Raw genomic sequence first — 26,688 nt, forward strand, 5'->3', positions numbered from 1 at the left:
ATTCTTCAGTCAGGTTTCCGCCATGCATCCCGCAGCCGAACATTCGCCGCTGGGCAAATCCAGCGAATACATCGCCACGTACACGCCGTCCCTGCTGTTCCCGATTCCGCGCACCGCGAAATGGGCCGAGCTGGGCCTGACCGCCGAAACCCTGCCGTATAAAGGTGTGGATTTCTGGAACTGCTTCGAACTGTCGTGGCTGTTGCCATCGGGCAAGCCGGTGGTGGCGATCGGTGAATTCAGCATTCCGGCGGATTCGCCGAACATCATCGAATCGAAGTCGTTCAAGCTGTACCTGAACTCGCTGAACCAGACGCCGTTCGCCGACATCGCCAGCCTGGAAGCGACACTGGTCAAGGACCTGTCGGCCGCTGCCGGCAAACCGGTCGGCGTACGGGTACGCAACCTGAAGGACGTCGAAGCCGAAGGCGTCGTGGCGTTGCCGGGCGTGTGCATCGACGATCTGGACATCAGCGTCAGCAACTATGAGCATCCGCGCCCTGAGCTGCTGCGTTGTGATGATTCGAAGATTGTCGAAGAGAGCGTGCACAGCCATCTGCTCAAATCCAACTGCCCGGTGACCAGCCAGCCGGACTGGGGCAGCGTGGTGGTGGAATATCGCGGCGCGGCGCTGGATCACGCCAGTCTGCTGGAATACATCGTCAGCTTCCGCCAGCACTCGGACTTCCACGAACAGTGCGTGGAGCGGATTTTCCTCGACCTGCAGCGTTTGCTGAAGCCGGAGAAGCTCACGGTGTTTGCGCGGTATGTGCGTCGCGGCGGGCTGGATATCAATCCGTATCGCAGCACTGAAGCGGTACAACTGCCGAACCATCGCCTGGTCCGTCAGTAAGATCAAAAGATCGCAGCCTGCGGCAGCTCCTACATGAGATTCCCTGTAGGAGCTGCCGCAGGCTGCGATCTTTTGCTTTTTGGGGTTACCGGGGAATCAGATCCCCATACTGCCCAGCGCATTGACGATATTGCGCAGGGTGCCGGCAATGGCCGGGTGTTCAAGTTCGAAGCGGTCCACCGCCAGGTTCACGCCATCGGCGATGCTGGCATCCTGAGTGGCGTTCTCCAGTTTGATTTCCGATTCGATCTGCGCCATCAGCGCATGCAGATCTTCACGCTCGGCTTCGGACAGCGGCGGATTCTGCTCCAGTTGCTCGCGCAGGGTGTCGAGTTGTTTTTGCAGTTCTTGGGCGGGCATGGTGGGGTTCCTTTTATCAAGAGGCACTGGCATTGACCGCAGCCGCGCGCCAAAGGTCTATGGCTGACCTTTAGATTAATCCACTCTGCTGCAACCTGCATGATCCCGGTCAGGGCTTTTCGCCCTTGAGGCGGCGCAGGTTGATGTCGGCCAGGCAGGTGTCGAGTTCGCCCAGATGATCGATCACCGAATGCACGCCCAGGTTGAACAACTGCAGGGTCGCCTTGCCGCGGCGCTGTTCGCGTTCCTGTTGGCTCAAGGCTTGCCACTCGCTCGGCGACAGGCCGCACAACGAGCCGCAGGACGCCAGGCCAATGGTCCACAACCCGGCGTTGAGGCCCGATTGCAGCAGACGCGGCTCGCCGCTGACCAGCACGCAGCCATCCAGACGACTGACGTTCAAACCCATCAACGCCTGCCAGCAGGCGTTCGGTGCGGGCCACGGATTGATTGTTGCTGAATATTGCGTCGGTTGGATCCACGCCGGCAACGAGGCCGCCAGAGATTGCGCGAGGGCAGGGGGCAGTTCATCGATCCACCCACAGGGAATCTGCTGGCGCTGCAGGCTGAGCAGGCTGTCGAGGGCGCCGGGCGTGGCGTCGGCGTGCTCGGGCAGCATGCTGGCGTGTTGATGGGCGCGGGCACCGAAATCCACCAGGCAGCCACTGAGCCCGAACAGCACGGCGGTCAGGCCGGGCGCGGCGACAGGCAAGGCTTCAGCGTGGGTCATGGCAACGTCCCTGAAATAGGCATGAGGCTAGGGGACATCAGTGACAGTTGGATGACAGGTGTGTGAATGAGCGTGTAGGAAGCGTCCTGCATGACTCTTTACGGGTGGACTGCCCAAAACGGCATTTGCGCTTATACTAGCGCTCTTAACGCTTGGGCCCGGGTGCCCGCGCCAGTAAAAATCCAAGGAGTTTTCTATGCGCTGGAGCAATCCTCTCGCTCAGCTATGTGTATGTGCCAGCGTCTCGCTGGTTCCGTTCGCCGCCAACGCTGCAACGGAAGAAGACCCTTGGGAAAGCGTCAACCGCCCGATCTTCCAGTTCAACGACTTCGTCGACACCTACGCGCTCAAGCCGCTGGCCCAGGGCTATGAATTCGTGACGCCGCAGTTCCTTGAAGACGGCATCCACAACATGTTCCGCAACGTCGGTGACGTCACTAACCTTGCGAACAACATTCTGCAGGCCAAACCTGCAGCCGCCGGTGTCGATACCGCGCGGATCATTTTCAACACCACTTTCGGCCTGCTGGGCTTCTTCGATGTCGGCACCAAAATGGGCCTGAATCGCAGCGACGAAGACTTCGGTCAGACCCTCGGTTACTGGGGCGTCAGCAGCGGTCCTTACGTGATGCTGCCGTTGCTCGGCCCGAGCACCCTGCGTGATGCACCGTCGAAGTACGTCGACAGTTACACTGCTCCGTACCGCTACATCAACGACGTGCCTGTCCGTAACTCGGTGTTCGGCCTGAACATCGTCGACACTCGCGCCAGCCTGCTGTCGAGCGAGAAGCTGATCAGCGGTGACAAGTACACCTTCATCCGCAATGCCTACCTGCAGAACCGCGAGTTCAAGGTCAAGGATGGTCAGGTTGAAGACGATTTTTAATCTCGACCGATGACAAGAAGGCGGCCCGTGAGGCCGCCTTTTTTGTGTGCGCTTATTTCATCTTCAGAATGGTCAGGCCGAGCTTCTGGCTGGCGCCGTCCCGGGCCTTGACCCAGACCACTTCGGTCTCCGCTTCCAGCCCGCTCAATGCGGCATGCTCGGAATCGATGCGCACGCTCAAGCGGTCGCCAACCGCGAACTGGCGTGGCGCTTCGACCTGCATGCCGCTGCTGGAGAGGTCGATGCACACGCCGGCGATCTCATCGCCTTCATGAATCAACACCACATCGGCATCGACCCGCATGCGGATGAAATCACGCTTTTCGCTGTAGTCCCGACCGGTTTGACTCATGGCTTCGACCTTCCATTGGGTTACGGTTTGAGCTGTTCTTATAACTCTCGGTGATTTGACAAGTAAAGTCGTCAAGCGACCATCGGCGCATGCTTGAAACGCCCCGCGGATGGGAGTACCGTCTGCGCCTTAGAAGGGCACCTCTGGTGCAATCGCGTTCCGGCTCAGTGCTCGAAAGCGGTGCAGCAGAGAGGCTAGAAAGCGAATCCAGTAGTCTGAGCCGGGCCGATGCCCCGCCTGCTACGCCAACCTAATTCTGGCGCCGTTTGCCCACATGCCAAAAACCAGTGCCACGCTGCTGATAATCGATGATGACGAAGTAGTGCGCGCGAGCCTCGCGGCCTATTTGGAAGACAGTGGTTTCAGCGTCCTGCAGGCCAGCAACGGCCAACAGGGTCTTCAGGTATTCGAGCAAGACAAGCCCGACTTGGTCATCTGCGATCTGCGCATGCCGCAGATGGGCGGTCTCGAACTTATCCGTCAGGTCACCGAGCGCTCACCGCAAACGCCGATGATCGTCGTTTCGGGTGCCGGCGTGATGAACGACGCGGTCGAGGCGCTGCGCCTGGGGGCGGCGGACTACCTGATCAAGCCTCTCGAAGACCTGGCCGTGCTCGAGCATTCGGTGCGTCGCGCGCTGGATCGTGCGCGCCTGCTGCTGGAGAACCAGCGCTACCGCGAGAAGCTGGAGAAGGCCAACCGCGAGCTCGAAGCCAGCCTGAACCTGCTCCAGGAAGACCAGAACGCCGGTCGCCAGGTGCAGATGAACATGCTGCCGGAAAGCCCGTGGCGCATCGACGAGTTCCAGTTTGCCCACCAGATCATCCCGTCGCTGTACCTGTCGGGTGATTTTGTCGACTACTTCCGCGTCGACGAGCGTCGGGTGGCGTTCTACCTGGCCGACGTATCGGGCCATGGCGCCTCTTCGGCGTTCGTCACCGTGCTGCTGAAGTTCATGACCACGCGCCTGTTGTTCGAGTCCAAGCGCAACGGCACGTTGCCGGAATTCAAGCCTTCGGAAGTCCTTGGACATATCAACCGGGGGCTGATCAGTTGTAAGCTGGGCAAACACGTCACAATGGTCGGTGGAGTCATCGACGAGGAGACCGGTTTGTTGACCTATAGCATCGGCGGCCATCTGCCGTTGCCTGTGTTGTACACGCCTGACAGTGTTCGTTACCTCGAAGGCCGCGGTTTGCCGGTGGGCCTGTTCAATGAGGCCACCTACGAAGATCACGTGCTTGAGCTGCCTCCGACGTTCAGCCTGACGCTGATGTCCGACGGCATTCTGGATCTGTTGCCAGAACCGACGCTCAAGGAAAAAGAAGCTGCCTTGCCTCAACGGGTGAAGGCGGCGGGCGGCAGCCTGGATGGTCTGCGGCAAGTGTTTGAATTGGCCACGCTAGGGGAGATGCCGGATGATATCGCCCTGTTGGTGTTGAGCAGGAATCTTCAATGAGTACCGGTAGAATCCAGTTCGCCGAACAGGACGGCACCTTCGTCCTGAAGTTCGTCGGTGAAGTTCGCCTGACCCTGTGTTCGGCGTTGGATGCGACTATTGAGAAAATCTTCACCGCGTTGAATTTCAACGCGATCGTGATCGATTTGACCGAAACCCGTAGCATCGACAGCACCACCCTCGGCCTGCTGGCCAAATTGTCGATCCTGTCGCGGCAGAAGGTCGGCCTGCTGCCGACCGTCGTCACCACCCACGAAGACATCACCCGTCTGCTGCAATCGATGGGCTTCGAGCAGGTGTTCAACATCGTCAACCACCCGGTGCCGTGCCCCGAGTGCCTGGACGACCTGCCGGATCAGGATCAGTCCGAGGAAGTGGTGCGGATCAAGGTGCTCGAAGCGCACAAGATCCTCATGGGCCTGAACGACTCCAATCGTGAAGCCTTCCATGATCTGGTGAACGCCCTCGAGCGGCACTGAGTGGCCTCTGTGGCGAGGGAGCTTGCTCCCGCTTGGCTGCGCAGCAGCCATAAAACCTGCCGGCACGGTGTTTCTGAAAAAACCGGATAGCCAATTGGGCCGCTTCGCAGCCCAGCGGGAGCAAGCTCCCTCGCCACAAGGACACCGCCTGCCATAAGCCATCATTTGCGCTGGACACCACCAACAAAAAAGGGCGAACCCAATCGGGTTCGCCCTTTTTTGCATTTCAACCGCTCAGATCACAGCTTGGCCTGCAACAGCGCCTCAAGCTTCTCCTGGTCACGGGCAAACTGACGGATGCCCTCGGCCAGTTTCTCGGTGGCCATCGCGTCTTCGTTGGACAACCAGCGGAATTGCGCTTCGTTGAGGCTCAGGCGCGCTTCGCCGGCGTGGCCCGGGGCGAGTTTGCGCTCCAGTTTGCCGGTGTCTGCTGCCAGTTTGTCGATCAGGTCCGGGCTGATGGTCAGACGGTCGCAACCGGCCAACTGCTCGATCTGGCTCAGATTACGGAAGCTGGCCCCCATGACCACGGTCTTGTAGTCATTGGCCTTGTAGTAGTTGTAGATGCGGGTCACCGACTGCACGCCCGGATCATCGGCGCCGGTGTAGTCGTTGCCGTTGGCCTTCTTGTACCAGTCGTAGATGCGGCCCACGAACGGCGAAATCAGGAACACCCCGGCGTCAGCGCATGCGGCAGCCTGAGCGAAGGAGAACAGCAGGGTCAGGTTGGTCTGGATGCCTTCCTTCTCGAGGATCTCGGCAGCGCGGATGCCTTCCCAGGTCGAAGCGATCTTGATCAGTACGCGGTCACGGCCGACGCCGGCCTTGTCGTACAGTTCGATCAGACGATGCGCACGCTTGAGCACGGCGTCCTGGTCGAACGACAGGCGCGCATCCACCTCGGTGGAAATGCGGCCCGGAATCACCTTGAGGATTTCCTGGCCGACAGCGACGCCGAAACGGTCGCTGGCCAGGCCCACGTCACCCTTGCAGTCGCTGACGCAGGCGTTCAGCAGCTCGGCATAGCCCGGGATGGCGGCGGCCTTGAGCAGCAGGGAAGGGTTGGTGGTGGCATCGACCGGCTTGACCCGGGCGATCGCTTCGAAGTCGCCGGTGTCGGCAACTACGGTGGTCATCTGTTTGAGTTGTTCCAGCTTGGAAGTCATGGGTGTGCTCTGTCCTGTGGGTTTGACGACATTACCCGAGCGTTGGCAGCCACTCAAGGGCATCAAGGCGCAACGGGTTCCCCGGGGGCAACAACCTGAGAACGGCTGTTTGAACGGTGGGGCGCGGTATCGATGAATACGATGCCAAAATCGGCCGCAGGTTCAAAGCAACTGACGGCCAGCGCCCCTTGAGCACATCGATGGAGGTTATTGCTGGCTAAGCTGGGTTTTGACTGCGGTTTCCGCCGGTTTCGGCTGGCCGTCGGCGGTCAACAGACCGAAGTTCTTCTCGCGGTCATTGCTGCCGGTGTCGCTGTTTTTCCACTCGTAAATCGAGGTCAGGGCAATGTTGCGGGTTTTGATATCGGCGACGAATGCGCTGATTTTGCTGGCCTGACCCTCAATCCCGCCGTTGGAGGCGAGCGCCGAGATGCCCCATTCGCTGATCACCCCCGGCAGATGGAAGTTCTGCTGGATAAACGCCTGGGCGTTGCTGATCTGCGTGCCGCTCATGCCGTAGGGATGGTAGGAGACCGCGTTGAGGCATTTGGGGTATTCGCTGACGATTCGGTTGAGTGCCACGGTGGACGCCGAGCCGGCAGTCGGCGGCCGGGCGAAGCCAAAACCGATCACCGGGACAGTCTGGGGTTTGTCTTGCAGGGTCTTGCACGCTGCGCTCATGAACGGCACGAACGTCGTGTCGAAATTGCCGGTCGGCCAGTAGGTGCCGAGGTCCGGCTCATTCCATAGCTCGATCGCCACCAGTTGTGAGCCATAGGTCGCTGCCAGACTGGTCAGCGCATTGGCATACGCGACCCCCGCGTTCGCCAGATCATTGGCCGGCAACGGCTTGGTCGCGCGCAGGGTCATCAACACCGGCAGACCGGCTGCACGGGCCACGGCGAAGGCATCGCTGATCTGCTTCTGGTAGGCCGCGCCGGGCAGGCTGTCAGTCCATACGCCAAAACGCACGAAACTGAAGCCGGTGGCTTTGACGCGCTCGGCGTCCGCAGCGGAAAAGCTCTGGACTTTGACCTGAACCCCGATGGTTTTATTGGCGGGCAATGCCGGGAACAGTTCATTGGCCTGGCTCTGGCCGGTTGCCGCCAGCAGTAACAGGGTCAGGGCGCTCAGGGGTTTGAGATGGGCTGATTTCATGTCGGTTCTCCGGGTGAGAAGTGACAACGGCGAAAAGGTATCTCGAGATAACTGTTTCGAAACTGACAATGGCACTAAGTGCGCCAATGTTATTTTTTGTCAGGAAAACAAGACCTGAAAATCACAGTTATTTTTAGTCCGTTAATTGTGTTTTGGCGGCTTTTGACCCTGTGGTACTTAATACGCTGGTACTAACAGGGCGAATCTATTTCTGAGTGCAGAATGATCTAGTGGGTTCATTAAGATCCGCTCTAGATGTTGGCAGAATGATATTACACAGGAATGTAAACCTTGTTCAAAAAGATCCTCGTCGTGTGCGTTGGCAATATTTGCCGAAGTCCCACAGCAGAACTTCTGCTGCGTAACGCGCTGACCCCCTCAACCATTTCGGTGACGTCCGCAGGTCTCTCTGCGCGGGTCGGCGAAGGCATGGAAGCCTCGGCGCGCCAGGTGCTGGAAGACTACGGGCACAGCGCCGAGGGTTTCCGGGCCCGGCAATTGACCGCCGATATCGTCAATGAATCAGACCTGATTCTGGTCATGGAAAAACAACATGTGAATCAGGTGCTGAAGATTGCCTCGCACGCCCGAGGCAAAGTATTTCTTCTCGGCAAGTGGCAGAGCGAACGAGAAATACAGGATCCGTATCGTCAAGGTAAGGCCGCTTTTATTCATGCCCATGCATTGATTGAAGATGCTGTTAGCTCGTGGGCGCAGCGCCTCGGACATTGATGAATATTCTTCAGATCAGTGAATGGTAAGAAAGACTTATGCAGTTACCGTCAGTAATCGCCAACCGTGATAACGATCAAGACAGTATTGATCTTCTCGGCATATTCGGCAGTTTGATCGACCAGAAATGGTTGATCGGTGCATTCACCGGCGCCTTCATGGCCGCTGGCGTTGCCTATGCGGTATTGGCGACGCCGGTGTACCTGGCGAACGCACTGGTGCAGGTCGAACCGAAAAAGAACGACATGCTCGGTTTTTCCGACCTCAGCAGCATGCTCGGCGGGCAATCGCCGTCGGTGACCGAAATCGGCATCATCAAATCCCGTGCGGTGATCGGCAAAACCGTCGACGACCTGCGCCTGGATATCGACGTCACGCCCAACACCTTCCCGGTGGTCGGCGGTTTTCTCGCCCGGCGTTATCGCGGCGAAACCGAACTCAGCGTGGCGCCGCCGCGTTTTGGCTTCAACAGCTACGCCTGGGGCGGCGAGCGTCTGGAATTTACCCGGCTCAATCTGCCCAAAGAGTTGTTGGGCAAGAAGCTCACCTTGGTGGCGGGCGAACAACAGCACTTTCAGTTGCTCGATGACAACGACAACCTTCTGGTCGAGGGCGTCGCTGGCGAAGCCTTCGCCCAGGACGGCGTCGAGGGTTTGATCGAGCGCCTGCAAGCCAACCCGGGCACGCGCTTTGAAGTGGTGCGCAATCCACGGATCGTGACCATTCAGGGATACCAGGATGCGCTGGATATTTCCGAGCAAGGCAAGGAGTCGGGGATTATCCGTCTGGCGCTGGCCAGCGCCGATGCCGCCGAGGCGGTGAAGATCCTCAACAAGATCGCCGCGCTCTACGTCGATCAGAACGTGCGCCGCACCTCGGCGGAAGCAGCGCAGAGCCTGGCGTTCCTGCAAAGCCAGTTGCCGCAGGTCAAGCGTGATCTGGCCAAGGCCAGCGATGCGCTCAACGCGTATCAGACCCACGGCAAGACGGTGAACATCTCCCTGGAAACCCAATCGGTGCTCGGTCAGTCCGTGGCGCTGGAAACGCGGATTTCCGAGCTGAAAATGCAGCAGGCGGAAATGGATCGCAAGTTCACCAAACAGCATCCGGCGTATCGCGCCTTGATGTCGCAGATCGGTGAGTTGACCCAGCAGCAGAAGTCGCTGGAAGGCAAGGTCGGCGATCTGCCGGCCACGCAGCAGGAGCTGCTCAACCTGACCCGCGATGTGGAAGTGGCTTCGCAGATCTACACGCAGTTGCTGAACAAATCCCAGGAATTGGACATCGTCCGCGCCGGGGCGGTGGGCAATGTGCGCCTGATCGATCCGGCGGATGTCGACCTGAGCAGCCCGGTCAAACCGAAAAAAGCCCTGATCGTGCTTATCGCGACGTTCCTCGGCGCCTTTGTCGGCGTGGCCCTGGTGCTGTTGCGCAAATCGTTGAGCAAAGGTCTGGAAGGCCCGGAAGCCATCGAACAGCTCGGGCTGCCGGTGTACGCATCGATTCCTTACAGCGCCTTGCAGCGCGACGAGGACACGAAAAAGGGCCGGGTCAAAAGCACCGCCGAGACGCCGGCCTATCTGTTGGCCCTGCGCAACCCGACCGACCTGTCCATCGAATCGATCCGCAGCCTGCGCACCTGCCTGCACTTTGCCGCGCTGGACTCGACCAACAACCGCATCATGATCTCCGGCCCCAGCCCGCAGGTCGGCAAGACCTTCGTCTCCTCCAACCTCGCCGCGGTCATGGCGCAGAGCGGTCAGCGCGTGTTGCTGATCGACGCCGACATGCGCAAGGGCCACTTGCACAAGACGCTGAATGTGCCGATCGCCAATGGCCTGTCGGATCTGCTGGTCAAGCGCTGCAGCATCGAGCAGGCGATCAACACGGTGGAAATCGACAACCTGCACTTCATCAGCCGTGGTCAGGTTCCACCGAATCCTTCCGAGCTGCTGATGCACGCCAACTTCCGCGACCTGCTCGCCGAACTCAGTGAACGCTACGACGTGGTGATCATCGATACGCCGCCACTGCTCGCAGTGACCGACGCGGCGATTGTCGGGCGTGAAGCCGGGATCAGCCTGATCGTCACGCGGTTTGCGGTAAACCCGGCCAAGGAAATTGAAGCGACCATTCGCCGCTTCGCGCAGAACGGCATCGAGCTCAAGGGCGCGGTGTTCAATGGCGTCGAGAAGCGCGCGGCCAGCTATTACGGCAATGTCAGCTACGGCTATTACAACTACGAATACGCGTCGGACAAATCCTGAGATTCAGGGACGTTCCAACAGGCATGAAAGTGGGTGGGTTGTGAAGAAAATACTGCACGTGGCTGAAACGATAAAAGGTGGGGTCGCCACCGTTATCCGCACCATCTCGGCGTCGCCCGAAGGCCAGGATTCGAATTACGAGCTGGTCTATCTGGTGCCGCTCGACCAGAAGCAAGAGCTGCACGGCATCGACCAGAGCCAGATTCGCACGTTCGTCAGGTCCGGGCGTAACGTGCCCTCGCTGCTGCGCTTTGCGTGGGAACTGGCCCGGACGCTGCTCAAGGAAAAACCCGACGTGGTGCATCTGCACAGCACCTTTTCCGGGGTGATCGGCCGCGTGGTCTGTGTGCTTCTGCGACCGTGGCGCAAGCCGAAAATTGTCTACTGCCCACACGCCTTTTCGTTCCTGATGGAAAGCTCGCCCATCAAGCAGAAGGTCTACGCCTGGATCGAGCGCGTGTTGCAGAAAGTCACCGACGTGATCATTTGCGTCAGCCGCTACGAGATGGACAAAGCCGCGCGGTTCGGCATCGAGCGCAAGCGCATGCGCCTGATCTACAACGGCATCCCGCACAAGGAAGACGCGCCGAAGGCCGACAACCCCGAGCCGATTCACCTGCTGTTCGTTGGTCGCCTCGACTACCAGAAAGGCTTCGACGTGTTGCTCAAGGCCTTCGCCAAGGTCCAGCGCAGCGATCTGAAACTGACAGTGGTCGGCAGTGCGGTCAACGAGGACACGGTCGAGTGCCCCGAGATGGACGCGGTCGAGTACCTGCCGTGGGTCACGCCGGCCGAAGTGCAGGCGCTGTACCAACAGGCCGACGCGCTGATCGTCCCGAGCCGCTGGGAGGGTTTCGCCATGGTGCCGCTGGAAGGCATGGCCATGGGTTTGCCGGTGATCGCCAGTAACTGCACGTCGCTGCCCGAACTGGTCACCCATGAAGTGTCCGGCTACGTCTTTCCCACCGGTGATCACCAGGCGCTGGCCGATGTGCTGGCGCGAATCCAGAAGCCGCGGTTGCTCGACCTCGGCAGCGAAGGCCGGAACATCGTGCGCGAGCGCTTCAGTGCCGCGCTGATGATCCGCCAGACCTACGACGTGTATTGCGCTCCCACTTATTAAGTAGAACTCAGCTTATGAACGTAACGATTTTGCATGGCTACAGTGCCTCCAACTCCGGTGACGGCCTGCTCGTCGATCTGGCCATCGCGTTGGTGCAGCGCAACTTTGGCGAAGACACCGCGATCAATGTCGTGGCGTCCGATCCGCAGTCTTTCGCCTACCTGCCGCACCCGCGTTTCGACGCGCCGGTGATGGCGGCCAAGGGTCTTGGGCGGGTCAAGCAGGCGGTGTTTCTCAATCAGTCGTATGCCGGGCTGGCGGATCTGTTGCGCAAGACCGATCTGATCGTCGGTGTCGGTGGCGGCTACATGCGCTCGAAAAGTGCCTTCGAACACATCAAGCTGAAACTCGGCCACGCCAAGCAACTGGAAACGGCGATCCTCAGCAAGGTGCCGTCGGTGTACCTGCCGCAAAGCATCGGCCCGTTCCATGGCGAGAGCCGCCAGATCGTCGATCACTACGCCAGCGCTGACGCGGTGTTCGTGCGCGATAACCGCTCCTCGGCGATGTTCGATGCCTGCGAAAACGTCTACCGTGCGCCGGATCTGGCGGTGCAGTCGTTGGCCAGCAAGATCCTTCAGCAACCGAAGTTCACCCGTTGCGCCGCGTCGCCGGCCACCGTGTGCGTGGTGCTGCGCAAGCCGCCGGAGTGGAGCAAGGAAAAGAAGGTCGCCTACGTCGCCAACCTGAAGGTGCTGCTGCAGCGCCTGAAGAACAAAAGCAAAGTGGTCTGCGCCGTGCAGAGCGCCATTCGCGGCAACGATGACGGTGCGTTCTATCGCGAGCTGGGCATCAGCGAAGACCTGCTGTCGCTGAAGGCGACGATTGCCAAATATCAGCCGGACCTGGTGATCTCGGTGCGCCTGCACGGCGCCATCGAATCGCTGCTGTCCGGCGTCCCGGCGTACCATATCAGCTATGAGCGCAAAGGTTTTGGCGCCTATCAGGACATGGGCGTGGAGGACTGGGTGATCAACGGCGGCGACATCAATGTCGACACCATCATCGACACTGTTTACGCGCCGAATGCCCTGTCGAACTTCGGCAAGCGCCTGACCGACACCTGCCGCGAAATCGAAGCCAAGACGGTGATGATGGACGAGATCATCAAAGGCGTCGTTCGATGATATTTCGCTTGCTGCTGCGCGGCGGAGCGTTAGGCGCGAAGTTTCTGCTGGTGTTGGCCATCACCCATTACCTGGGCTACGAAGCGCTGGGGTTTTATGGCGTGGTGGTCGCGGCGTCGCTGATCGCTTCGAAGTTCTACAGCGTTGGTTTCAGTTCCGAGATCAATCGGTTGATCAGCGTCGGTGGCAGTTCGCGGCGGGTGGTCGACAAAGTCCTGCTGCTGTACCTGGCGGTGGGGTTGCTGCTGTCGCTGCTGACGGTGGGGATTTACTCGCTGTTCCAGCAGGTCGAGGCGGGCACCGCGTTGATCCTCTGCGTGACGCTGGTGCTGCTCACCGAACACCTGTCGTTCGAGATCAACTCGTTCGTGTTTTCCGCACAGAAAGCCACGGCGGGAGCGCTGCTGTTTTTCATCAAGACCGGCCTGTGGGCGTTGCTGGCGGTGGGCGGGATGATGCTCGACTGGGTGTCCGGCATCGCCAGTGTGCTGTGGTTGTGGGTGGCGGCCAACGTGCTGGTGATCGTCGCCGGTTATCTGATCGTGGTGAACGTGCACAAGGGCCGGGTCAGCGAAGCACTGACTACCGCGACCGTGTGGAAGGCCGGCCTGCCGTTCTACTTCGGCACGGGCTTGATCGCGCTGAGTCAGTACGCCGAGCGCTTTCTGATTGCCGACCTCGAACCCTACGCCAGCCTCGGTAAATACGTGTACGCATGGTCGGCGGCAAACACCTTGCAGGCGCTGTCCTACGCGGTGGTGGCGGTGGTCGGCATTCCAGTGCTGGCCAAGCGGTTTCAGGCGGATCAGCAGGCATTCACCGTCCGGCACTTGTTCGTCAACAAGTGGGTGATGCGCTCGTTGGTGGTGTCAGCGGCGGTGGCCGTGTTGATCTATCTGTTCTTCAACGTGGTGCTCGATTACGTCGCCAGCAGCGTGCCGCGTCCGGACAACGCGATCCTCGGCGTGCTGATCTTTTCCTTTGCCCTGCGGGCCATCGGCGACATCGTCTGGGGCGGTCTGATCGCCTCGAAAAACAGTCGAGTGTCATTCGCCAGCGCGGCGATCTGCCTGCTGGTGTCGGTGCCGGTCAGCTATGTGCTGATCAAGCACTATTCGATTTATGGCGCGGCGTGGGGCAATGTCTTCGCGATCATCGTGCAGCTTGGCGTGATTGCCGTGTTGACCCGAGCGTCCCGCGCAAAAGGGGCGCTGGCATGGGGTTGAAGTTGCCGTGTATCGAGTTTCGCGGCCGCAGACTCGACTCCTCGCTGTCGTTCCTGATTCTGTTCACCGGGTTGTTTCTGTCGGTGGCGATGCCGCTGCTGATCCCGCGTGATCCGGGGCCGGATGCGATGACGTTGTGGTCGTCCTATGCGCGGGCCGACAACTGCAATTTCTGGAACCCGTTCTCGCCGGATCGCTCCTCCTACGAGTGTTCGGCGTTCCTGCTGCGGCCCACCGGGATCAACTTGACCAACGCCTGGGCCTACGGGATGTTCTGCAACTTCTTCCTCACGGCGATTCCGGTGGTGGTGTTCCGGCGCATGCCGTTGGCGATCTTCGGCACCCTGTGTCTGTGGGGGATTGTGCGTTCGTTTTTTCTGGAAAACCTGACCAAGGAAATCATCGTCTCGGTGGCGGTGCTGAGCATTTTGTTCAGCTCGCTGACGCGCAAATATCGCGGCGGTTTTTTTCTCTCGGCGGTGATCTACGGCGTACTGATCCGCCCTTACTGGATCCTGTTTTCGCTGTCGTGGGTCGGCGTTTGCGTGATGAAGAAGTACGTGTCGCGCTTCACCTTCTTCCTGATGCTGTTCCTGTTTTATCTGGCCGTGGCCATGGCGATCCAGCTGGCGCTGGGCTTTCCGGTGTCATCGATTCGCGCCAGCAACAACGAGTTGCGCACGGCGGGGGAGGAGGGTTCGAAATCGCTGATCGTGTCGTGGCTCAGCGGCAGCGACTTCGTCTCTCAGGCGCTGGACTCGATGATCATTTTCTTCCGGTTGTCGTTCCCGGTGGAGCTGATTCTGTTGTCCGGGCCGGGCCAGGTGATCTTCGTCGCGTTGATGATCATGACCGCGCTGCTGCTGTTCAAAGTCATCACCTCCACCGACTACAAAGGTGCGCCGATCGAGACCAAACCCAAAGAACTGATCGCGATACCGCTGGCGTTTCTGTTGGTGCAAGGCTTGTTCGAGCCGGACTTCGGCTCCTTCGCCCGGCACTTTTCCATGGTGGTGCCGGTGCTGTTTGTCGGCTTGGGTCTGATGTTGCGTGCGAACAAACCGGTGCGGGTTGAATCACGAGTTCTGAATTGAGGCAGGTGCTGTATGTCGAGCAAGAAAAAATCGCTGGAGATCGAAACCCTGCGCGGCCTGGCGTGCCTGCTGCTGGTGCTCTATCACGTCATCGGCCCGTTGGGCGGGGGCCTGAAGATCGATATCGGCTCGCCGTTCCGGGTGATCGCCGACTCGATGGTGTACGTGCGCATGCCGCTGTTCACCTTCATTTCCGGCTACATCTATTCGATCTACAAAATTCGCGGCAATGACTTTTCCGCATTCTTCAGCGGCAAGGTGCGACGGCTGATCGTGCCGCTGTTTTGCGTCGGCGTGCCGTTCTCGGTGTTGCAGGCGGTGGGGCCGGGAGTGAACAAGGACGTTGGTGTGATTGATGCGTTGTTGTCGTTCTGGGTGCCGGTCAATCACTTCTGGTTCCTGCAGGCGGTGTTCATCATTTTCATGTTCGTCGGCCTGCTGGAATGGCGCGGGATGCTGCGCTCGATGACGCGTTTGTATCTGCTGTTCGCCTTCGCCGCGGCAGTGTTTCTGTTGCCGCCGTTCAAGCTCGATGCGTTCGGCATCAATGGGGCGATTTACCTGCTGCCGTTTTTTGTGGCGGGGATGATCGGTCAGGAAAATGTCGAGGCGTTGAAGCAACGGTTCAAGGTGATCGGGCCGCTGGTGTTTGTGTTGATTTCGTTGACGCTGCTGTACGTGGCGGCGATTGATCGTGAGTTGATCGTCGACCGCCGCAGCCTGATCGGTCTGACCGTGGGGTGTGTGTCCTGCATTGCTTTGCTGTCGAGTGACATGCGCTCGAAGTGGCTGACCTGGCTGGGCGGCTACTCTTACGCGATCTTTCTGTTCCATGTGTTGTTCGCGGCGACTTCGCGGTTTGTCATGGGGCGGCTGGGGGTGAAAGACGAAAGCATTCTGGTGCTCAGTGGACTGCTGTTCGGTCTGTTGGGGCCGGTGGTGCTGTCGATGATTTTCAGTCGCTTCAATGTCACTTCGGTGCTGTTTCTCGGGGAGCGTGCGCCGAAGAAAAAACCGGTGGCGAGCGTTACGCCAGTGGTGCCGGCCAGAAGCTGAAAAGCTTCGCGAGCAAGGATCTCCGGAACTCACATCATCCCTGTGGGAGCTGGCTTGCCAGCGATGGGGACCGATCAGATGAAGCTTATTCGCCTGACCCACCGCATCGCTGGCAAGCCAGTTCCCACAGGATTTGGGTGTACAAGGATTTAGCGGATGACCTCAACCTCTGCTCGCGAAGGGGCCATTCCAGACTGAAGGAAATAATGCATGTTGGCAGTCAATGACGCTCAGCCGGTCGCAGCGTCGGTGGTGGAGGTGGGCGATGCCCGCGAGCGCTTTGCGCAGTGGCGCGAAGGCAAGGCCGGGAAGGTCTTGTCGGTCTCGGTGATCGGCGACAGCTACAGCGCCGGGCAGGATTTCTACCTGAACAAACTGGTACAGCGCGTGGCCGGCGAAGTTGGTTTTGCCGGTCCCGGTTACGTCGGTTTCAACCACGGCGCGGCGCTGGGGGGCACGCATTTCAAATACACCCGCAGCAGCGAAAAATACTTCGACGGTGGCTGGCAGGTGTCCGGTCTCGGCCAGGCCAGCCCCGACAGCCGCACGGTGACCGGCACGCCCGGTGCCTGGTTGCAAATCGATGCCAGCCCGACACCGGCCATCGACACCCAAGTCACCCAGGCGAAATTGCTCTACCTGGGCAACGGCGAAGCCAGTGAGCTGCGCTACCGGTGGACACCCTCGGAAGACTGGCAGCCATTGACGCTCAAGGGTTCGGGCGTTCAGGAAGTACCGCTTTCAGGTCTCTCTTCAGCGGCAGAATGGTCGTTCAAACTGGAAGTGGTGAAGGGCGCGCCGACCTTGTTCGGCCTGTGGCTGAGTAACGACCAGAACGGCGTGCGGGTTTCGAAACTGGCGGCCTCCGGAGCGGCCTCCGCTGACTTTTATCACCAGGATCCGCAATGGCAGGTGCAATGGAAAGCCGCCGTGTCGAAGATCCCCGCCGACGTTTACCTGATCATGCTCGGCGGCAACGATCAGGGCTTCGGGGTCAAACCCGAGCAGTACCTGCACAACGTTCAGGGCCTGGTGGCGATGATCCGCGAGATCCAACCGGCGGCGAGCATCAACCTGATCATGCGTCAGGACACCACGCGTTCCAGCGCCTATCCGATGTCGGCGTATGCGCAGGTGCTGCAGCCGTGGGCGCATGAGCAGCAGCTGGGCTTTGCCAATCTGCAATGCGCGTTCGGCCCTGACGTCAAACGCTATGCGGCGGCGATGATCGGTCCGGACAAGATTCATCCGCAGCCGGCCACGGGCGGGAAGGTGATTGCCGATTACTTCTATCGCTGGATCGTCAGTGGCATCAACACAACCAGTTGCGACACCACAAAACCCCTGTAGGAGCTGCGGCACGCTGCGATCTTTTGATGTTGTTTTTAAAGATCAAGATCAAAAGATCGCAGCGTGCCGCAGCTCCTACAGGAAAGTGTTTTATTGGAAGTTATCGATCTGGCTCAGGAGCTCCGCAGTCTTCTGCGGCATCAGTTGCGTGGCACACCGCGTCTCGACATTGATGATGATCGCCGGCTCGTTGCAGCACAGGCGTACGCGGAAGCGCCAGTCGCTGAAGATCACTTTCAGGCCATCGCGGTCGTCCATTTCCAGCGCCTGCCCGGCATAGCGTTGTTTCAGATGGGCGAGCAGGGGGTAGGGATCCGCCAGCGCCCGGCGAATGTCGCCGGACGCGGGAAACATGCCGATGCGCTCCACCAGCAGAATGCTGCCCAGCCACGACTCGTTGGCGCTGGGCAGCGGCTGGTGGCGAGGCAACCAGCTGACCGCTCCGAGGTTGCCCACCTCCCGTTCAATCTCTGCTGCATGCTGTGCCATGTTCATGGGTTGCCTCCTGAAAAGAGAAGTGGGCGGGGCCGTCTCAGCGGCCTTTGAGGTAGACGTTGTCGTAGCAGAAATTGGTTGCCTGCAGATAACCCTCGGCGTCGCCGCAGTCGAAGCGCAGGCCCTTGAACTTGTAGGCCAGCACGCAACCGTTCTGCGCCTGTTTCATCAGCGCGTCGGTGATCTGGATCTCGCCGCCCTTGCCCGGTTGGGTGTCGGCGATCAGGTCGAAGATGTCCGGGGTAAGGATGTAGCGACCGATGATCGCCAGGTTCGACGGCGCGTCCTGCGGTGCCGGCTTTTCCACCATGTGGTTGACCCGGTAGATGCCGTCGGAAATCAGCTCGCCGGCGATCACCCCGTACTTGTGGGTCTGGTCGGCCGGGACTTCCTGGATGGCGACGATCGAGCAGCGGAATTTCTTGTACAGCTGAATCATCTGCGACAGCACGCCGTCACCTTCCAGGTTCAGGCACAGGTCATCGGCCAGCACCACGGCAAAGGGTTCATCGCCGATCAACGGACGGCCGCTGAGAATCGCGTGACCGAGGCCCTTCATTTCCACCTGACGGGTATAGGAGAAGGTACAGGTGTCGATCAGCTCGCGGGTGCCGGCGAGGAATTTTTCTTTCTCGGTGCCGCGGATCTGGTGTTCGAGTTCGTAGCTGATATCGAAGTGGTCTTCCAGCGCACGCTTGCCCCGACCGGTGACGATGGCCATGTGTTGCAGGCCGGCGTCCCGTGCTTCTTCAACGGCGTATTCGATCAACGGCTTGTTGACGATCGGCAGCATTTCTTTCGGCATGGCTTTGGTCGCCGGCAAGAAACGCGTGCCGTAACCGGCAGCGGGGAACAAACATTTACGAATCATAAAAGTATCCTGGACAGTCATGGAACACAGGCAACGGATGCGCGCACTGATCAAGGCGCACAAGTTTCAATGATTATTGAACGAGTACTTTAATACCTGAGTCAGGTTGTTAATGGCAATTAGCGCAGGGGGTAAAACATGACAATGTTATGAGATGTCGGTAATAACGTTATTAGTTATTTTTAGTCGGTATCTGTTGATAGTGATGAGTGTACTTGGGGTGCTAATAAGTACCGGGCAATACAGTTTGACCTGCAAAAATATTTATTGCCAGTGGTTGAACTAATTTTGTTTAAGGCTGTTGTCGTCCTTATTTGTGTGGTGCGCCACAGATTCAATGAAAGGGGCTTGACAGGCTACTTGTCACTTATCCAATGACGGACCGCGCTATGAAGATTCTGGTAACGGGTGGCGCCGGCTATATCGGCTCGCACACCACACTTGCGCTGCTTGAAGCAGGTTATGAAGTTGTTGTACTGGATAATCTTTGCAACAGCAGCGATGCGGCATTGCACGCGATAGAAGGTATTTGCGGCAAAAGCGCGTTGATGATTCGCGGTGATGTCTGCGATCGAGCGTTGCTCGACCGGATTTTCCACGAGCATGCGATCGACGCGGTGCTGCATTTTGCCGGGCTCAAGGCCGTCGGCGAGAGCGTGCGCAAGCCGCTGGATTACTACGAGAACAACGTCGGTGGCAGCATCACGCTGTGTCAGGCGATGGCCGCGGCCGGCGTGTTCCGGTTGGTGTTCAGCTCGTCGGCGACGGTGTACGGCGAACCTGAGCAGATGCCGATCCGCGAAGATTTCCCCACCGGCATTCCGACCAATCCCTATGGTCAATCCAAGCTGATCGTCGAGAACGTGCTACGCGACCTGAGTCAGGCCGAGCCACGCTGGAGCATCGCCTTGCTGCGTTACTTCAACCCGATCGGTGCGCATCACAGCGGGCATATGGGCGAAGACCCCAGCGGCATCCCCAACAACCTGTTGCCTTACATCAGCCAGGTTGCGGTCGGCAGCCTGCAGGAGTTATCGATTTTCGGCGACGATTACCCGACGATCGACGGCACCGGGGTGCGCGATTACATCCACGTCGTCGACCTCGCCGATGGCCATCTCAAAGCCCTGCAATCGATTGCCGACCGCCCGGGCATCCATACCTGGAACCTCGGCACCGGCGACGGCTACAGCGTGATGCAAGTGCTGCATGCCTTCGAACAAGCCAGCGGACGACCAGTGCCGTACCGGGTGATGCCACGTCGCAGCGGGGACATTGCCGAGAGCTGGGCCGACGCTTCCAAAGCTGCAAAAGAGCTTGGCTGGAAAGCCACGCGCAGTTTGCAGGACATGGTCACCGATACCTGGCGCTGGCAATCGAATCATCCACGCGGTTATCTCGAATGATGTCGTTCTAATACTGAATGTTAGTTTCGGTCAGCTGTTAGATATCGTCGGGAAAATACGCTGGAAATGCCTTTTGCAAGTCCGTAGATATAAACCTGCCGTTCGACTTTTATCAGTTGGGTAAGGCTGTGAAAGAACGACGGATCTTGTTCGCGCTTTTTGCGGGCTTGAACGCTACCACCGCTAACAAAGACCGTTTTTTAACAGGTCGAATGTTAGAAAGGAGTTGATATGAAAAAAGTGATGGCGATTGCCCTGTTGACGATGTTGAGCAACTGGGCGTCCGCTGCTGAAGCGCCGCTAACTGCGGTGACCAATGTATCTGGCAGTGTGGCGGCTTCTACAGCGCCTGCTGCCAGTACTGCAATGGTCGCCAGTGCAGTCGCGGCGTCCAACAGTGGCGGAAGTGCCAACGGCGGTACCACTGGCACCACCGGTACTACCGGCACCACCGGCACGCACAACTAACAGGAACATTTGTTAGTGCAGTACAGGGTCGCCCGACGCAAGTCGGGTGACTTTATTTTTAGATTCGCCCTTGAATAGCGTAGTGCCATTATGACTCGTAGTTTTTCTCTTTTGCTGTTGGCAAGTATCGCTTTGCAAGGTTGCATGTTTTCCCCCGGCCAATACCTGAGCACCGGCGACATCACGCGCCAGGGCGCCAGCGAAAGCAGTCGGGTCGAGCTGATTCCGATCACGCCCAAGCTGATCTCGATGACTCGCGCCACACAAAAGCGTGAAACGGTGCCGGCGGAACTGTTGGCAACACCGGCGGAATACCGCATTGGCAGCAACGATGTGCTGTACATCACGGTCTGGGATCACCCGGAGCTGACCGCGCCATCGGGGGCACAACAGCAGATCGACGCCAACGGTCGACTGGTGCGCTCCGATGGCACGCTGTACTACCCGTTCATCAAGGAAGTGCAGGCCGCCGGCAAGACTATTCAACAATTGCGCTCGGACATCGAAACACGCCTGTCGGCGTTCATCGCCGAGCCGCAAGTGGATGTCGCGGTGCTGCGTTTCGCCAGTCAGAAAGTGGTGGTTTCCGGCGCCGTCGCCAAGGCCGGACCACAGCCGATTTCCACCAACCCGTTGAGCGTGGTCGAGGCCCTCGGTACTGCCGGCATCGACACCAACAACGCCGACCTGTCGGGCTTGTTGCTGACTCGCAATGGCCGGGTGTATCCGCTCAATCTCGACTCGCTGAACCAGCAGGATTCCGAGTTGCAGCACGTCTTCCTCAAGGGCGGCGATCAGCTGTATCTGCCGTACAACGACAACAAGCGCATCTACGTCATGGGCGAAGTCAATCAGCCCCGTGCGCTGAGTTTCAAGACCGCGACGATGAACCTCTCCGACGTGCTCGGTTCGGTCGGCGGCTTGAGCCAGACCACCTCCAACGGCAACGCGGTATACGTGATTCGCGGGGTGGAAAACCTCGATGTCGAGCCGGCGAAAATCTATCAACTGGAAGCTCAGTCGCCGACCTCAATGGCACTCGCTTCGCACTTTGAAGTGCGTCCCCAGGATGTGGTGTACGTCGGCCCGGCCAACGTCACGCGCTGGAACCGCTTCATCAGCCAACTGGTGCCGTCGGCATCGATTGTCGGGACCGGGGCTTCCGCTGCGAAGAACTGGAGCGAATTCAGCAACAACAGCAAATAAGGCCGACCGTGAAAACCTTGAAAGTTGGCGTCTGCCTGATGGCGGCCTTGATGTTGTGTGGCTGTAACCCGCTGATGACCGCTTCGGTACGCAACCTCAAGTCGGCGGTGATCGGCCCGGACGAGCTGGACGTGAGTGCGGCGCAGGTGGCCGAGGTCAAGTATCCGCAAGTCAAACTGACCACACCGTCCGGCTCCGGGGTGCTGGCGCTGGTGCGCGAGCGTGAAGACCTGCAGTTCTGGGTCGCTTCCGGCAAACAGGTGTTGCTGCTGCGCGATGGCCTTGCCGTGCGCACCATCGGCCTCGGTGTGGAGGGCGACCTGGACGGTACGCGGCTGGCCGACAACGCGCCATTCAAGCGCGGCCTGCATCAAGTCGCTGATGGCTTCACCAGTCAGCGCTGGATCGACCTGTACAAGGGTCAGGAAGTCGGCTTGATCGTCAACAGCCGGTTCTCCCGTCGATCCACGCAAACCCTGCAGATTCTCGACAAGGAATACACCGTGCTGCGTGTCGACGAACGTATCGACGTCCCGGCGATCGGCCTGCGCGCGACCAACCATTATTGGGTCGATCCGCTGGATGGTTTCATCCTGCAGAGCGAGCAGCAACTGACCACGCAACTGCGCGTGCGCATCGTGCAACTTACCCCTGATCGCAGGCATCTGCCGTGAAGCGCTTACGGATGTTATCGGCAGGTTTGCTGTTGCTCAGTGGCATCGGTCAGGCAGCGGTCACGGTCAGCGGCGATGTCGCCAACCCGGGGCCGGTGGAATTGCCGCCGGGCGGGCGCTTGCTCGACGTGATCAGCGTGGCCGTACCGAATGCCGAAGGTTACTGGCTGGCCGGCGAGTTGTTGCGCCAGTCGTTGCTGGAACAGCAGGCGCGGCTCAAGGCCGGGGTGTTGTTCGATCTCGATGTGTTGCAGCGCATGGCCTCGTTGTTTGACCGCCCGAGTCGCGCGGCGCTGGCGCTGCGCCTGGCCGAACAGGTGCGGCAGATGCCGGTCACCGGGCGTCAGGTCGCGGATCTCGATCCGGTCGCGGTGGAAGTCGGTTTCGCACGCAACATTCGTCTCGACGATGGCGATCGCCTGATCTACCCGAAGCGGGTCGACGAGGTGCAAGTGCTGGGCGCGGTCGCCGAGACCTGCCACCTGCCTTATCAGCCCCTGCTGGAAGCGCGTGAGTACCTGGAAAGCTGTACGCCGCTGGACGATGCCGAGGCCGATTACCTGTGGCTGATCCAGCCCAATGGTGCGGTGCGGCGCGTGGGTATCGCCCACTGGAATCGCGAGAGCGGGCAGTTTCCCGTGGCCGGCAGCAAGATTCTGGTGCCGGTGAAAAACGATGATCTGGATCCGCCTGTTCCTGAACTGAATCAGCAGTTGGCCGAATTGATTGCCACGCAGCTGGCTGAGGTGGTTCGTTGAAGTTACGTTTTGCAGCTATGTTGTTATTGCCGTGCGGTCTGGTGCATGCCGAGCCGCGTATTACCCAAAATGATTTCGGCGGCACCGGTCTGTTGCAGACCCCGACCGCGCGCATGGCCCCGGCTGGCGAGCTGAGCGTCAACGCCAACCGCACCGAGCCTTACAGCCGCTACAGCGTGTCGTTGCAGCCACTGGACTGGCTCGAAGGTTCGTTCCGCTACACCGCCATCACTAACCGGCCGTACGGCTCCGAGGCGCTGAGTGGCAGCCAGTCCTATAAGGACAAGGCGGTCGATGCCAAAGTCCGGCTGTGGCAGGAAAGCCACTGGGCACCGGAAATCGCGCTGGGCTTCCGAGACATCGGTGGTACGGGCTTGTTCTCCAGTGAGTTCTTCGTCGCCAACAAGCGCTTCGACAATTTCGATTTCAGCGCCGGCATCGCCTGGGGTTATCTCGGTAATCGCGGTGATCTCGACAACCCGCTGGGCTACGTCAGTGATCGCTTCGACACTCGACCGGCTCTCGAAGGTACCGGTGACGTCAACTCCGGTTCGTACTTTCGCGGTCGGCCGTCGTTCTTCGGTGGTGTGAGCTACCAGACGCCGTGGGATCGACTCAGCCTGAAGCTCGAATACGAAGGCAACGACTACAAGCACGAGCCGAAGGACAACGTGATCAAACAGGACTCGCCGATCAACTTCGGCGCGGTGTTCAAGGTGGCGGATTCGGTGGACGTCAGCGCGGCGTGGGAACGGGGCAACACGGCGATGTTCGGCATCACGTTCCACACCAATTTTGTCAGCCGCAAGGCACCGGCCAAGACCTACGACCCGACACCGGAACCGCTGCCGGCGAAGATGCCGACCACGCCGATGGATCAGGTCAACTGGGCCGACGTGTCGCAACGTCTGCAGCAGAATGCCGGGTACAAGGTCGAGCGCATCAGCCAGCGTGATTCCGAGCTGATCGTCTACGGCGAGCAGCAGCGCTACTTCCATTCGTCGAAGGCCGTTGGCCGCGCGAGCCGGATTCTCGACAACAGCGTGAACGACGACATCAACTGGTTCACCGTGGTCAACAAGCGCTACGACCTGCCACTGGAAGAGACCAGCGTGCCGCGTCAGACCTTCCGCGAAGTGATCAACAACGAGGAGCCGCTGGAGTCGTTGCACCGCACCACCGAGATCAACCCGGCGATGCCGCACAACGAGAAAACCCTCTACAGCGAAGCGCCGCAGCACTTCAATTACGGCGTCGGCCTCGGCTTCAAGCAGAACGTTGGCGGCCCGGATGGTTTGCTCTATCAATTCAGCGCCGATGCGGACGCCGAGTACCGCTTCAACCGCAACACCTGGTGGAACGGCCTGCTCAGTGCCAACCTGGTGAACAACTTCGACAAGTTCACCTACGATGCGCCGAGTGGCCTGCCGCGGGTGCGCACCGATTTGCGTCAGTACCTGACCACCTCGGAAGTGACCATGCCGTTGTTCCAGGTCAGCCACGCCGAGCAGTTGGACAAGGACCTGTATGGCATGGTCTACGGCGGCTATCTGGAGTCGATGTTTGCCGGCGTCGGCGGTGAGGTGCTGTTCCGTCCGACCGGCGAGCGCTGGTCGGTGGGGGCGGATCTGAACTACGTGCGTCAGCGCGAGTTCGACCAGGGTTTCGGCCTGCGCGATTACTCAGTCTGGACCGGGCACATCACCGGCTACACCGACTTGCCGTATGACACGCTGGCGGCGGTCAGCGTCGGTCGCTACCTGGCCGGCGACTGGGGCGGTACGCTGGACATCTCCCGCGAGTTTTTCAATGGCGTGCGTTTTGGCGCCTGGGCGACGATCACTACCGCCGGCAGTGCCGAGTACGGGGAGGGTAGTTTCGACAAGGGCATCTACCTGTCGATCCCGTTCGACGAAATGATGAGCATGTCGACCATGCGCCGCGCCAACCTCGTCTGGGCCCCCCTGACCCGTGACGGCGGCGCCAGGCTCAATCGCAGCTTCCAGCTGCACTCGATGACCGATAGCCGCGAGGGTGACATGTTCTACCGCAACTTCTCGAAGATTACCGAGTAAACCCCGAGCCACCCCACATCCCTCTCCCTGTAGGAGTGAGCCTGCTCGCGATAGCGTCAGCCCAGTTGACATCCGTGTCGCCAGACCCACCGCAATCGCGAGCAGACTCACTCCTGCAATGGTCCTGCGGTGAGGCCACAAATCCCGACCCAAACCCCATCCCTGTGGGAGCGGGCTTGCTCGCGAAAGCGTCGGCCCATTCAACATCTGCGCTGCCTGACCCACCGTCTTCGCGGGCAAGCCACGCTCCCACAGTGGTTCGAGGGTGAAACAAATATCTTGATCCACACCCCAATCCCTGTGGGAGCGAGCTTGCTCGCGAAGGCGTCGGCCCATTCAACATCTGTGCTGCCTGACCCACCGCTTTCGCGGGCAAGCCACGCTCCCACAGTGGTTCGAGGGTGAAGCAAATATCTTGATCCACACCCCAATTCCTGTGGGAACGGGCTTGCCCGCGAAGGCGTCGGCCCATTCAACATCTGTGCTGCCTGACCCACCGCTTTCGCGGGCAAGCCACGCTCCCACAGTGGTTCGAGGGTGAAGCAAATATCTTGATCCACACCCCAATCCCTGTGGGAGCGAGCTTGTTCGCGAAGGCGTCGGCACATTCAACATCTGCGCTGCCTGACCCACCGCTTTCGCGGGCAAGCCACGCTCCCACAGTGGTTCCGAGGGTGAAGCAAATATCTTGATCCACACCCCAATCCCTGTGGGAGCGAGCTTGCTCGCGAAGGCGTCGGCACATTCAACATCTGTGCTGCCTGACCCACCGCTTTCGCGGGCAAGCCACGCTCCCACAGTGGTTCCGAGGGTGAAGCAAATATCTTGATCCACACCCCAATCCCTGTGGGAGCGAGCTTGCTCGCGAAGGCGTCGGCACATTCAACATCTGTGCTGCCTGACCCACCGCTTTCGCGGGCAAGCCACGCTCCCACAGTGGTTCGAGGGTGAAGCAAATATCTTGATCCACACCCCAATCCCTGTGGGAGCGGGCTTGCTCGCGAAGGCGTCGGCACATTCAACATCTGCGCTGCCTGACCCACCGCTTTCGCGGGCAAGCCACGCTCCCACAGTGGTTCGAGGGTGAAGCAAATATCTTGATCCACACCCCAATCCCTGTGGGGGCGAGCTTGCTCGCGAAGGCGTCGGCCCATTCAACATCTGTGCTGCCTGACCCACCGCTTTCGCGGGCAAGCCACGCTCCCACAGTGGTTCGAGGGTGAAGCAAATATCTTGATCCACACCCCAATCCCTGTGGGAGCGAGCTTGCTCGCGAAGGCGTCGGCCCATTCAACATCTGTGCTGCCTGACCCACCG

General features: G+C 59.7%; 25 protein-coding genes. 18 read left to right on the forward strand and 7 right to left on the reverse strand.

What is annotated here, in order from left to right:
* Positions 1 to 22: 22 nt before the first annotated feature.
* The gene (gene queF / locus ACU680_RS26065; protein WP_448180927.1) at positions 23 to 853 is read left to right on the forward strand and encodes an NADPH-dependent 7-cyano-7-deazaguanine reductase QueF; all 831 of its coding nucleotides are present in this window, start codon (positions 23 to 25) and stop codon (positions 851 to 853) included.
* 96 nt (positions 854 to 949) lie between these two features.
* Here queF and ACU680_RS26070 read toward each other — a convergent pair whose 3' ends face one another.
* Both ACU680_RS26070 and pcrP read right to left on the reverse strand, forming a co-directional pair.
* Entirely contained in the window at positions 950 to 1,213 is a 264-nt protein-coding gene (locus ACU680_RS26070) for a DUF4404 family protein (protein WP_135296239.1), read from the reverse strand.
* A 109-nt stretch (positions 1,214 to 1,322) separates the two neighbouring features.
* Positions 1,323 to 1,943: an HAD superfamily inactivated hydrolase PcrP gene (gene pcrP, locus ACU680_RS26075; protein WP_448180928.1), complete on the reverse strand. Its 621-nt coding sequence runs from the start codon at positions 1,941 to 1,943 to the stop codon at positions 1,323 to 1,325.
* 196 nt (positions 1,944 to 2,139) lie between these two features.
* Between pcrP and ACU680_RS26080 the strand changes: the two genes are divergently transcribed.
* Positions 2,140 to 2,829, forward strand: a complete 690-nt coding sequence (locus tag ACU680_RS26080; RefSeq protein ID WP_448180929.1) for an MlaA family lipoprotein — start codon at positions 2,140 to 2,142, stop codon at positions 2,827 to 2,829.
* Positions 2,830 to 2,881: 52 nt separating this feature from the next.
* Here ACU680_RS26080 and ACU680_RS26085 read toward each other — a convergent pair whose 3' ends face one another.
* Positions 2,882 to 3,181 (reverse strand): PilZ domain-containing protein, encoded by a 300-nt coding sequence (locus tag ACU680_RS26085; RefSeq protein WP_400761521.1) that lies wholly within the window; start codon positions 3,179 to 3,181, stop codon positions 2,882 to 2,884.
* A 274-nt stretch (positions 3,182 to 3,455) separates the two neighbouring features.
* On the opposite strand from ACU680_RS26085, the gene rssB reads away from it, so the two are divergent.
* Positions 3,456 to 4,640 carry a two-component system response regulator RssB gene (gene rssB / locus ACU680_RS26090; protein ID WP_007968217.1) on the forward strand — a complete coding sequence of 395 codons (1,185 nt, stop codon included), beginning with the start codon at positions 3,456 to 3,458 and terminating at the stop codon, positions 4,638 to 4,640.
* Positions 4,637 to 5,119, forward strand: coding sequence for an anti-sigma factor antagonist RssC (rssC, locus tag ACU680_RS26095; protein ID WP_003226553.1), 483 nt, complete (start codon positions 4,637 to 4,639; stop codon positions 5,117 to 5,119). Before rssB ends, rssC begins: the two co-directional genes overlap by 4 nt.
* Positions 5,120 to 5,358: 239 nt before the next feature.
* On the opposite strand, the gene tal is transcribed toward rssC, so the two are convergent.
* Both tal and ACU680_RS26105 read right to left on the reverse strand, forming a co-directional pair.
* On the reverse strand, positions 5,359 to 6,285 hold the full coding sequence (tal, locus tag ACU680_RS26100; RefSeq protein ID WP_007968220.1) for a transaldolase: 927 nt from the start codon (positions 6,283 to 6,285) through the stop codon (positions 5,359 to 5,361).
* 207 nt (positions 6,286 to 6,492) lie between these two features.
* The gene (locus ACU680_RS26105; RefSeq protein ID WP_448180930.1) at positions 6,493 to 7,443 is read right to left on the reverse strand and encodes a glycosyl hydrolase family 5; all 951 of its coding nucleotides are present in this window, start codon (positions 7,441 to 7,443) and stop codon (positions 6,493 to 6,495) included.
* 291 nt (positions 7,444 to 7,734) lie between these two features.
* Here ACU680_RS26105 and ACU680_RS26110 point away from each other — a divergent pair, with 291 nt between their 5' ends.
* The 8 genes from ACU680_RS26110 (at position 7,735) to ACU680_RS26145 (ending at position 17,418) form a co-directional block, all read left to right on the forward strand.
* On the forward strand, positions 7,735 to 8,175 hold the full coding sequence (locus ACU680_RS26110) for a low molecular weight protein-tyrosine-phosphatase (protein ID WP_448180931.1): 441 nt from the start codon (positions 7,735 to 7,737) through the stop codon (positions 8,173 to 8,175).
* A 38-nt stretch (positions 8,176 to 8,213) separates the two neighbouring features.
* Positions 8,214 to 10,442 (forward strand): polysaccharide biosynthesis tyrosine autokinase, encoded by a 2,229-nt coding sequence (locus tag ACU680_RS26115; protein ID WP_448180932.1) that lies wholly within the window; start codon positions 8,214 to 8,216, stop codon positions 10,440 to 10,442.
* Between the two features lie 40 nt (positions 10,443 to 10,482).
* Positions 10,483 to 11,565 carry a glycosyltransferase gene (locus tag ACU680_RS26120; protein ID WP_448180933.1) on the forward strand — a complete coding sequence of 361 codons (1,083 nt, stop codon included), beginning with the start codon at positions 10,483 to 10,485 and terminating at the stop codon, positions 11,563 to 11,565.
* A 14-nt stretch (positions 11,566 to 11,579) separates the two neighbouring features.
* Complete coding sequence (locus ACU680_RS26125; RefSeq protein WP_448180934.1) at positions 11,580 to 12,692, forward strand: polysaccharide pyruvyl transferase family protein; 1,113 nt, start codon at positions 11,580 to 11,582, stop codon at positions 12,690 to 12,692.
* Complete coding sequence (locus ACU680_RS26130) at positions 12,689 to 13,918, forward strand: MATE family efflux transporter (RefSeq protein WP_448180935.1); 1,230 nt, start codon at positions 12,689 to 12,691, stop codon at positions 13,916 to 13,918. The genes ACU680_RS26125 and ACU680_RS26130 overlap by 4 nt, the downstream gene beginning before the upstream one ends.
* Entirely contained in the window at positions 13,909 to 15,012 is a 1,104-nt protein-coding gene (locus ACU680_RS26135; protein WP_222018832.1) for a hypothetical protein, read from the forward strand. Before ACU680_RS26130 ends, ACU680_RS26135 begins: the two co-directional genes overlap by 10 nt.
* 12 nt (positions 15,013 to 15,024) lie before the next feature.
* Positions 15,025 to 16,068 (forward strand): acyltransferase family protein, encoded by a 1,044-nt coding sequence (locus tag ACU680_RS26140; protein WP_448180936.1) that lies wholly within the window; start codon positions 15,025 to 15,027, stop codon positions 16,066 to 16,068.
* A 210-nt stretch (positions 16,069 to 16,278) separates the two neighbouring features.
* Positions 16,279 to 17,418 carry an SGNH/GDSL hydrolase family protein gene (locus ACU680_RS26145; RefSeq protein WP_367085177.1) on the forward strand — a complete coding sequence of 380 codons (1,140 nt, stop codon included), beginning with the start codon at positions 16,279 to 16,281 and terminating at the stop codon, positions 17,416 to 17,418.
* 90 nt (positions 17,419 to 17,508) lie between these two features.
* Here ACU680_RS26145 and ACU680_RS26150 read toward each other — a convergent pair whose 3' ends face one another.
* Positions 17,509 to 17,913 (reverse strand): phosphohexomutase domain-containing protein, encoded by a 405-nt coding sequence (locus tag ACU680_RS26150; RefSeq protein ID WP_448180937.1) that lies wholly within the window; start codon positions 17,911 to 17,913, stop codon positions 17,509 to 17,511.
* Between the two features lie 37 nt (positions 17,914 to 17,950).
* The gene (galU, locus tag ACU680_RS26155) at positions 17,951 to 18,784 is read right to left on the reverse strand and encodes a UTP--glucose-1-phosphate uridylyltransferase GalU (RefSeq protein ID WP_064588397.1); all 834 of its coding nucleotides are present in this window, start codon (positions 18,782 to 18,784) and stop codon (positions 17,951 to 17,953) included.
* Between the two features lie 389 nt (positions 18,785 to 19,173).
* Between galU and galE the strand changes: the two genes are divergently transcribed.
* The 6 genes from galE to ACU680_RS26185 all read left to right on the forward strand — a co-directional run bounded on the left by galE (position 19,174) and on the right by ACU680_RS26185 (position 25,371).
* Positions 19,174 to 20,190, forward strand: a complete 1,017-nt coding sequence (galE, locus tag ACU680_RS26160) for a UDP-glucose 4-epimerase GalE (protein WP_448180938.1) — start codon at positions 19,174 to 19,176, stop codon at positions 20,188 to 20,190.
* 231 nt (positions 20,191 to 20,421) lie between these two features.
* On the forward strand, positions 20,422 to 20,658 hold the full coding sequence (locus tag ACU680_RS26165; protein WP_003226528.1) for a hypothetical protein: 237 nt from the start codon (positions 20,422 to 20,424) through the stop codon (positions 20,656 to 20,658).
* Between the two features lie 90 nt (positions 20,659 to 20,748).
* Positions 20,749 to 21,864: a polysaccharide biosynthesis/export family protein gene (locus tag ACU680_RS26170; protein WP_198758577.1), complete on the forward strand. Its 1,116-nt coding sequence runs from the start codon at positions 20,749 to 20,751 to the stop codon at positions 21,862 to 21,864.
* A gap of 8 nt (positions 21,865 to 21,872) precedes the next feature.
* Positions 21,873 to 22,538, forward strand: coding sequence for a YjbF family lipoprotein (locus tag ACU680_RS26175; protein WP_258675332.1), 666 nt, complete (start codon positions 21,873 to 21,875; stop codon positions 22,536 to 22,538).
* Positions 22,535 to 23,296 (forward strand): capsule biosynthesis GfcC family protein, encoded by a 762-nt coding sequence (locus ACU680_RS26180; RefSeq protein WP_367085175.1) that lies wholly within the window; start codon positions 22,535 to 22,537, stop codon positions 23,294 to 23,296. Before ACU680_RS26175 ends, ACU680_RS26180 begins: the two co-directional genes overlap by 4 nt.
* Positions 23,293 to 25,371 carry a YjbH domain-containing protein gene (locus tag ACU680_RS26185; RefSeq protein ID WP_448180939.1) on the forward strand — a complete coding sequence of 693 codons (2,079 nt, stop codon included), beginning with the start codon at positions 23,293 to 23,295 and terminating at the stop codon, positions 25,369 to 25,371. Before ACU680_RS26180 ends, ACU680_RS26185 begins: the two co-directional genes overlap by 4 nt.
* The last annotated feature ends 1,317 nt before the right edge of the window (positions 25,372 to 26,688 follow it).

The organism is Pseudomonas sp. LF020, assembly GCF_053456425.1.

Excerpts from the sequence above, each read along its gene's own strand:
- queF (WP_448180927.1), top strand. The coding sequence starts at position 23 with ATGCATCCCGCAGCCGAACATTCGCCGCTGGGCAAATCCAGCGAATAC.
- ACU680_RS26070 (WP_135296239.1), bottom strand. The coding sequence starts at position 1,213 with ATGCCCGCCCAAGAACTGCAAAAACAACTCGACACCCTGCGCGAGCAA.
- pcrP (WP_448180928.1), bottom strand. The coding sequence starts at position 1,943 with ATGACCCACGCTGAAGCCTTGCCTGTCGCCGCGCCCGGCCTGACCGCC.
- ACU680_RS26080 (WP_448180929.1), top strand. The coding sequence starts at position 2,140 with ATGCGCTGGAGCAATCCTCTCGCTCAGCTATGTGTATGTGCCAGCGTC.
- ACU680_RS26085 (WP_400761521.1), bottom strand. The coding sequence starts at position 3,181 with ATGAGTCAAACCGGTCGGGACTACAGCGAAAAGCGTGATTTCATCCGC.
- rssB (WP_007968217.1), top strand. The coding sequence starts at position 3,456 with ATGCCAAAAACCAGTGCCACGCTGCTGATAATCGATGATGACGAAGTA.
- rssC (WP_003226553.1), top strand. The coding sequence starts at position 4,637 with ATGAGTACCGGTAGAATCCAGTTCGCCGAACAGGACGGCACCTTCGTC.
- tal (WP_007968220.1), bottom strand. The coding sequence starts at position 6,285 with ATGACTTCCAAGCTGGAACAACTCAAACAGATGACCACCGTAGTTGCC.
- ACU680_RS26105 (WP_448180930.1), bottom strand. The coding sequence starts at position 7,443 with ATGAAATCAGCCCATCTCAAACCCCTGAGCGCCCTGACCCTGTTACTG.
- ACU680_RS26115 (WP_448180932.1), top strand. The coding sequence starts at position 8,214 with ATGCAGTTACCGTCAGTAATCGCCAACCGTGATAACGATCAAGACAGT.
- ACU680_RS26125 (WP_448180934.1), top strand. The coding sequence starts at position 11,580 with ATGAACGTAACGATTTTGCATGGCTACAGTGCCTCCAACTCCGGTGAC.
- ACU680_RS26130 (WP_448180935.1), top strand. The coding sequence starts at position 12,689 with ATGATATTTCGCTTGCTGCTGCGCGGCGGAGCGTTAGGCGCGAAGTTT.
- ACU680_RS26135 (WP_222018832.1), top strand. The coding sequence starts at position 13,909 with ATGGGGTTGAAGTTGCCGTGTATCGAGTTTCGCGGCCGCAGACTCGAC.
- ACU680_RS26140 (WP_448180936.1), top strand. The coding sequence starts at position 15,025 with ATGTCGAGCAAGAAAAAATCGCTGGAGATCGAAACCCTGCGCGGCCTG.
- ACU680_RS26145 (WP_367085177.1), top strand. The coding sequence starts at position 16,279 with ATGTTGGCAGTCAATGACGCTCAGCCGGTCGCAGCGTCGGTGGTGGAG.
- ACU680_RS26150 (WP_448180937.1), bottom strand. The coding sequence starts at position 17,913 with ATGAACATGGCACAGCATGCAGCAGAGATTGAACGGGAGGTGGGCAAC.
- galU (WP_064588397.1), bottom strand. The coding sequence starts at position 18,784 with ATGATTCGTAAATGTTTGTTCCCCGCTGCCGGTTACGGCACGCGTTTC.
- galE (WP_448180938.1), top strand. The coding sequence starts at position 19,174 with ATGAAGATTCTGGTAACGGGTGGCGCCGGCTATATCGGCTCGCACACC.
- ACU680_RS26165 (WP_003226528.1), top strand. The coding sequence starts at position 20,422 with ATGAAAAAAGTGATGGCGATTGCCCTGTTGACGATGTTGAGCAACTGG.
- ACU680_RS26170 (WP_198758577.1), top strand. The coding sequence starts at position 20,749 with ATGACTCGTAGTTTTTCTCTTTTGCTGTTGGCAAGTATCGCTTTGCAA.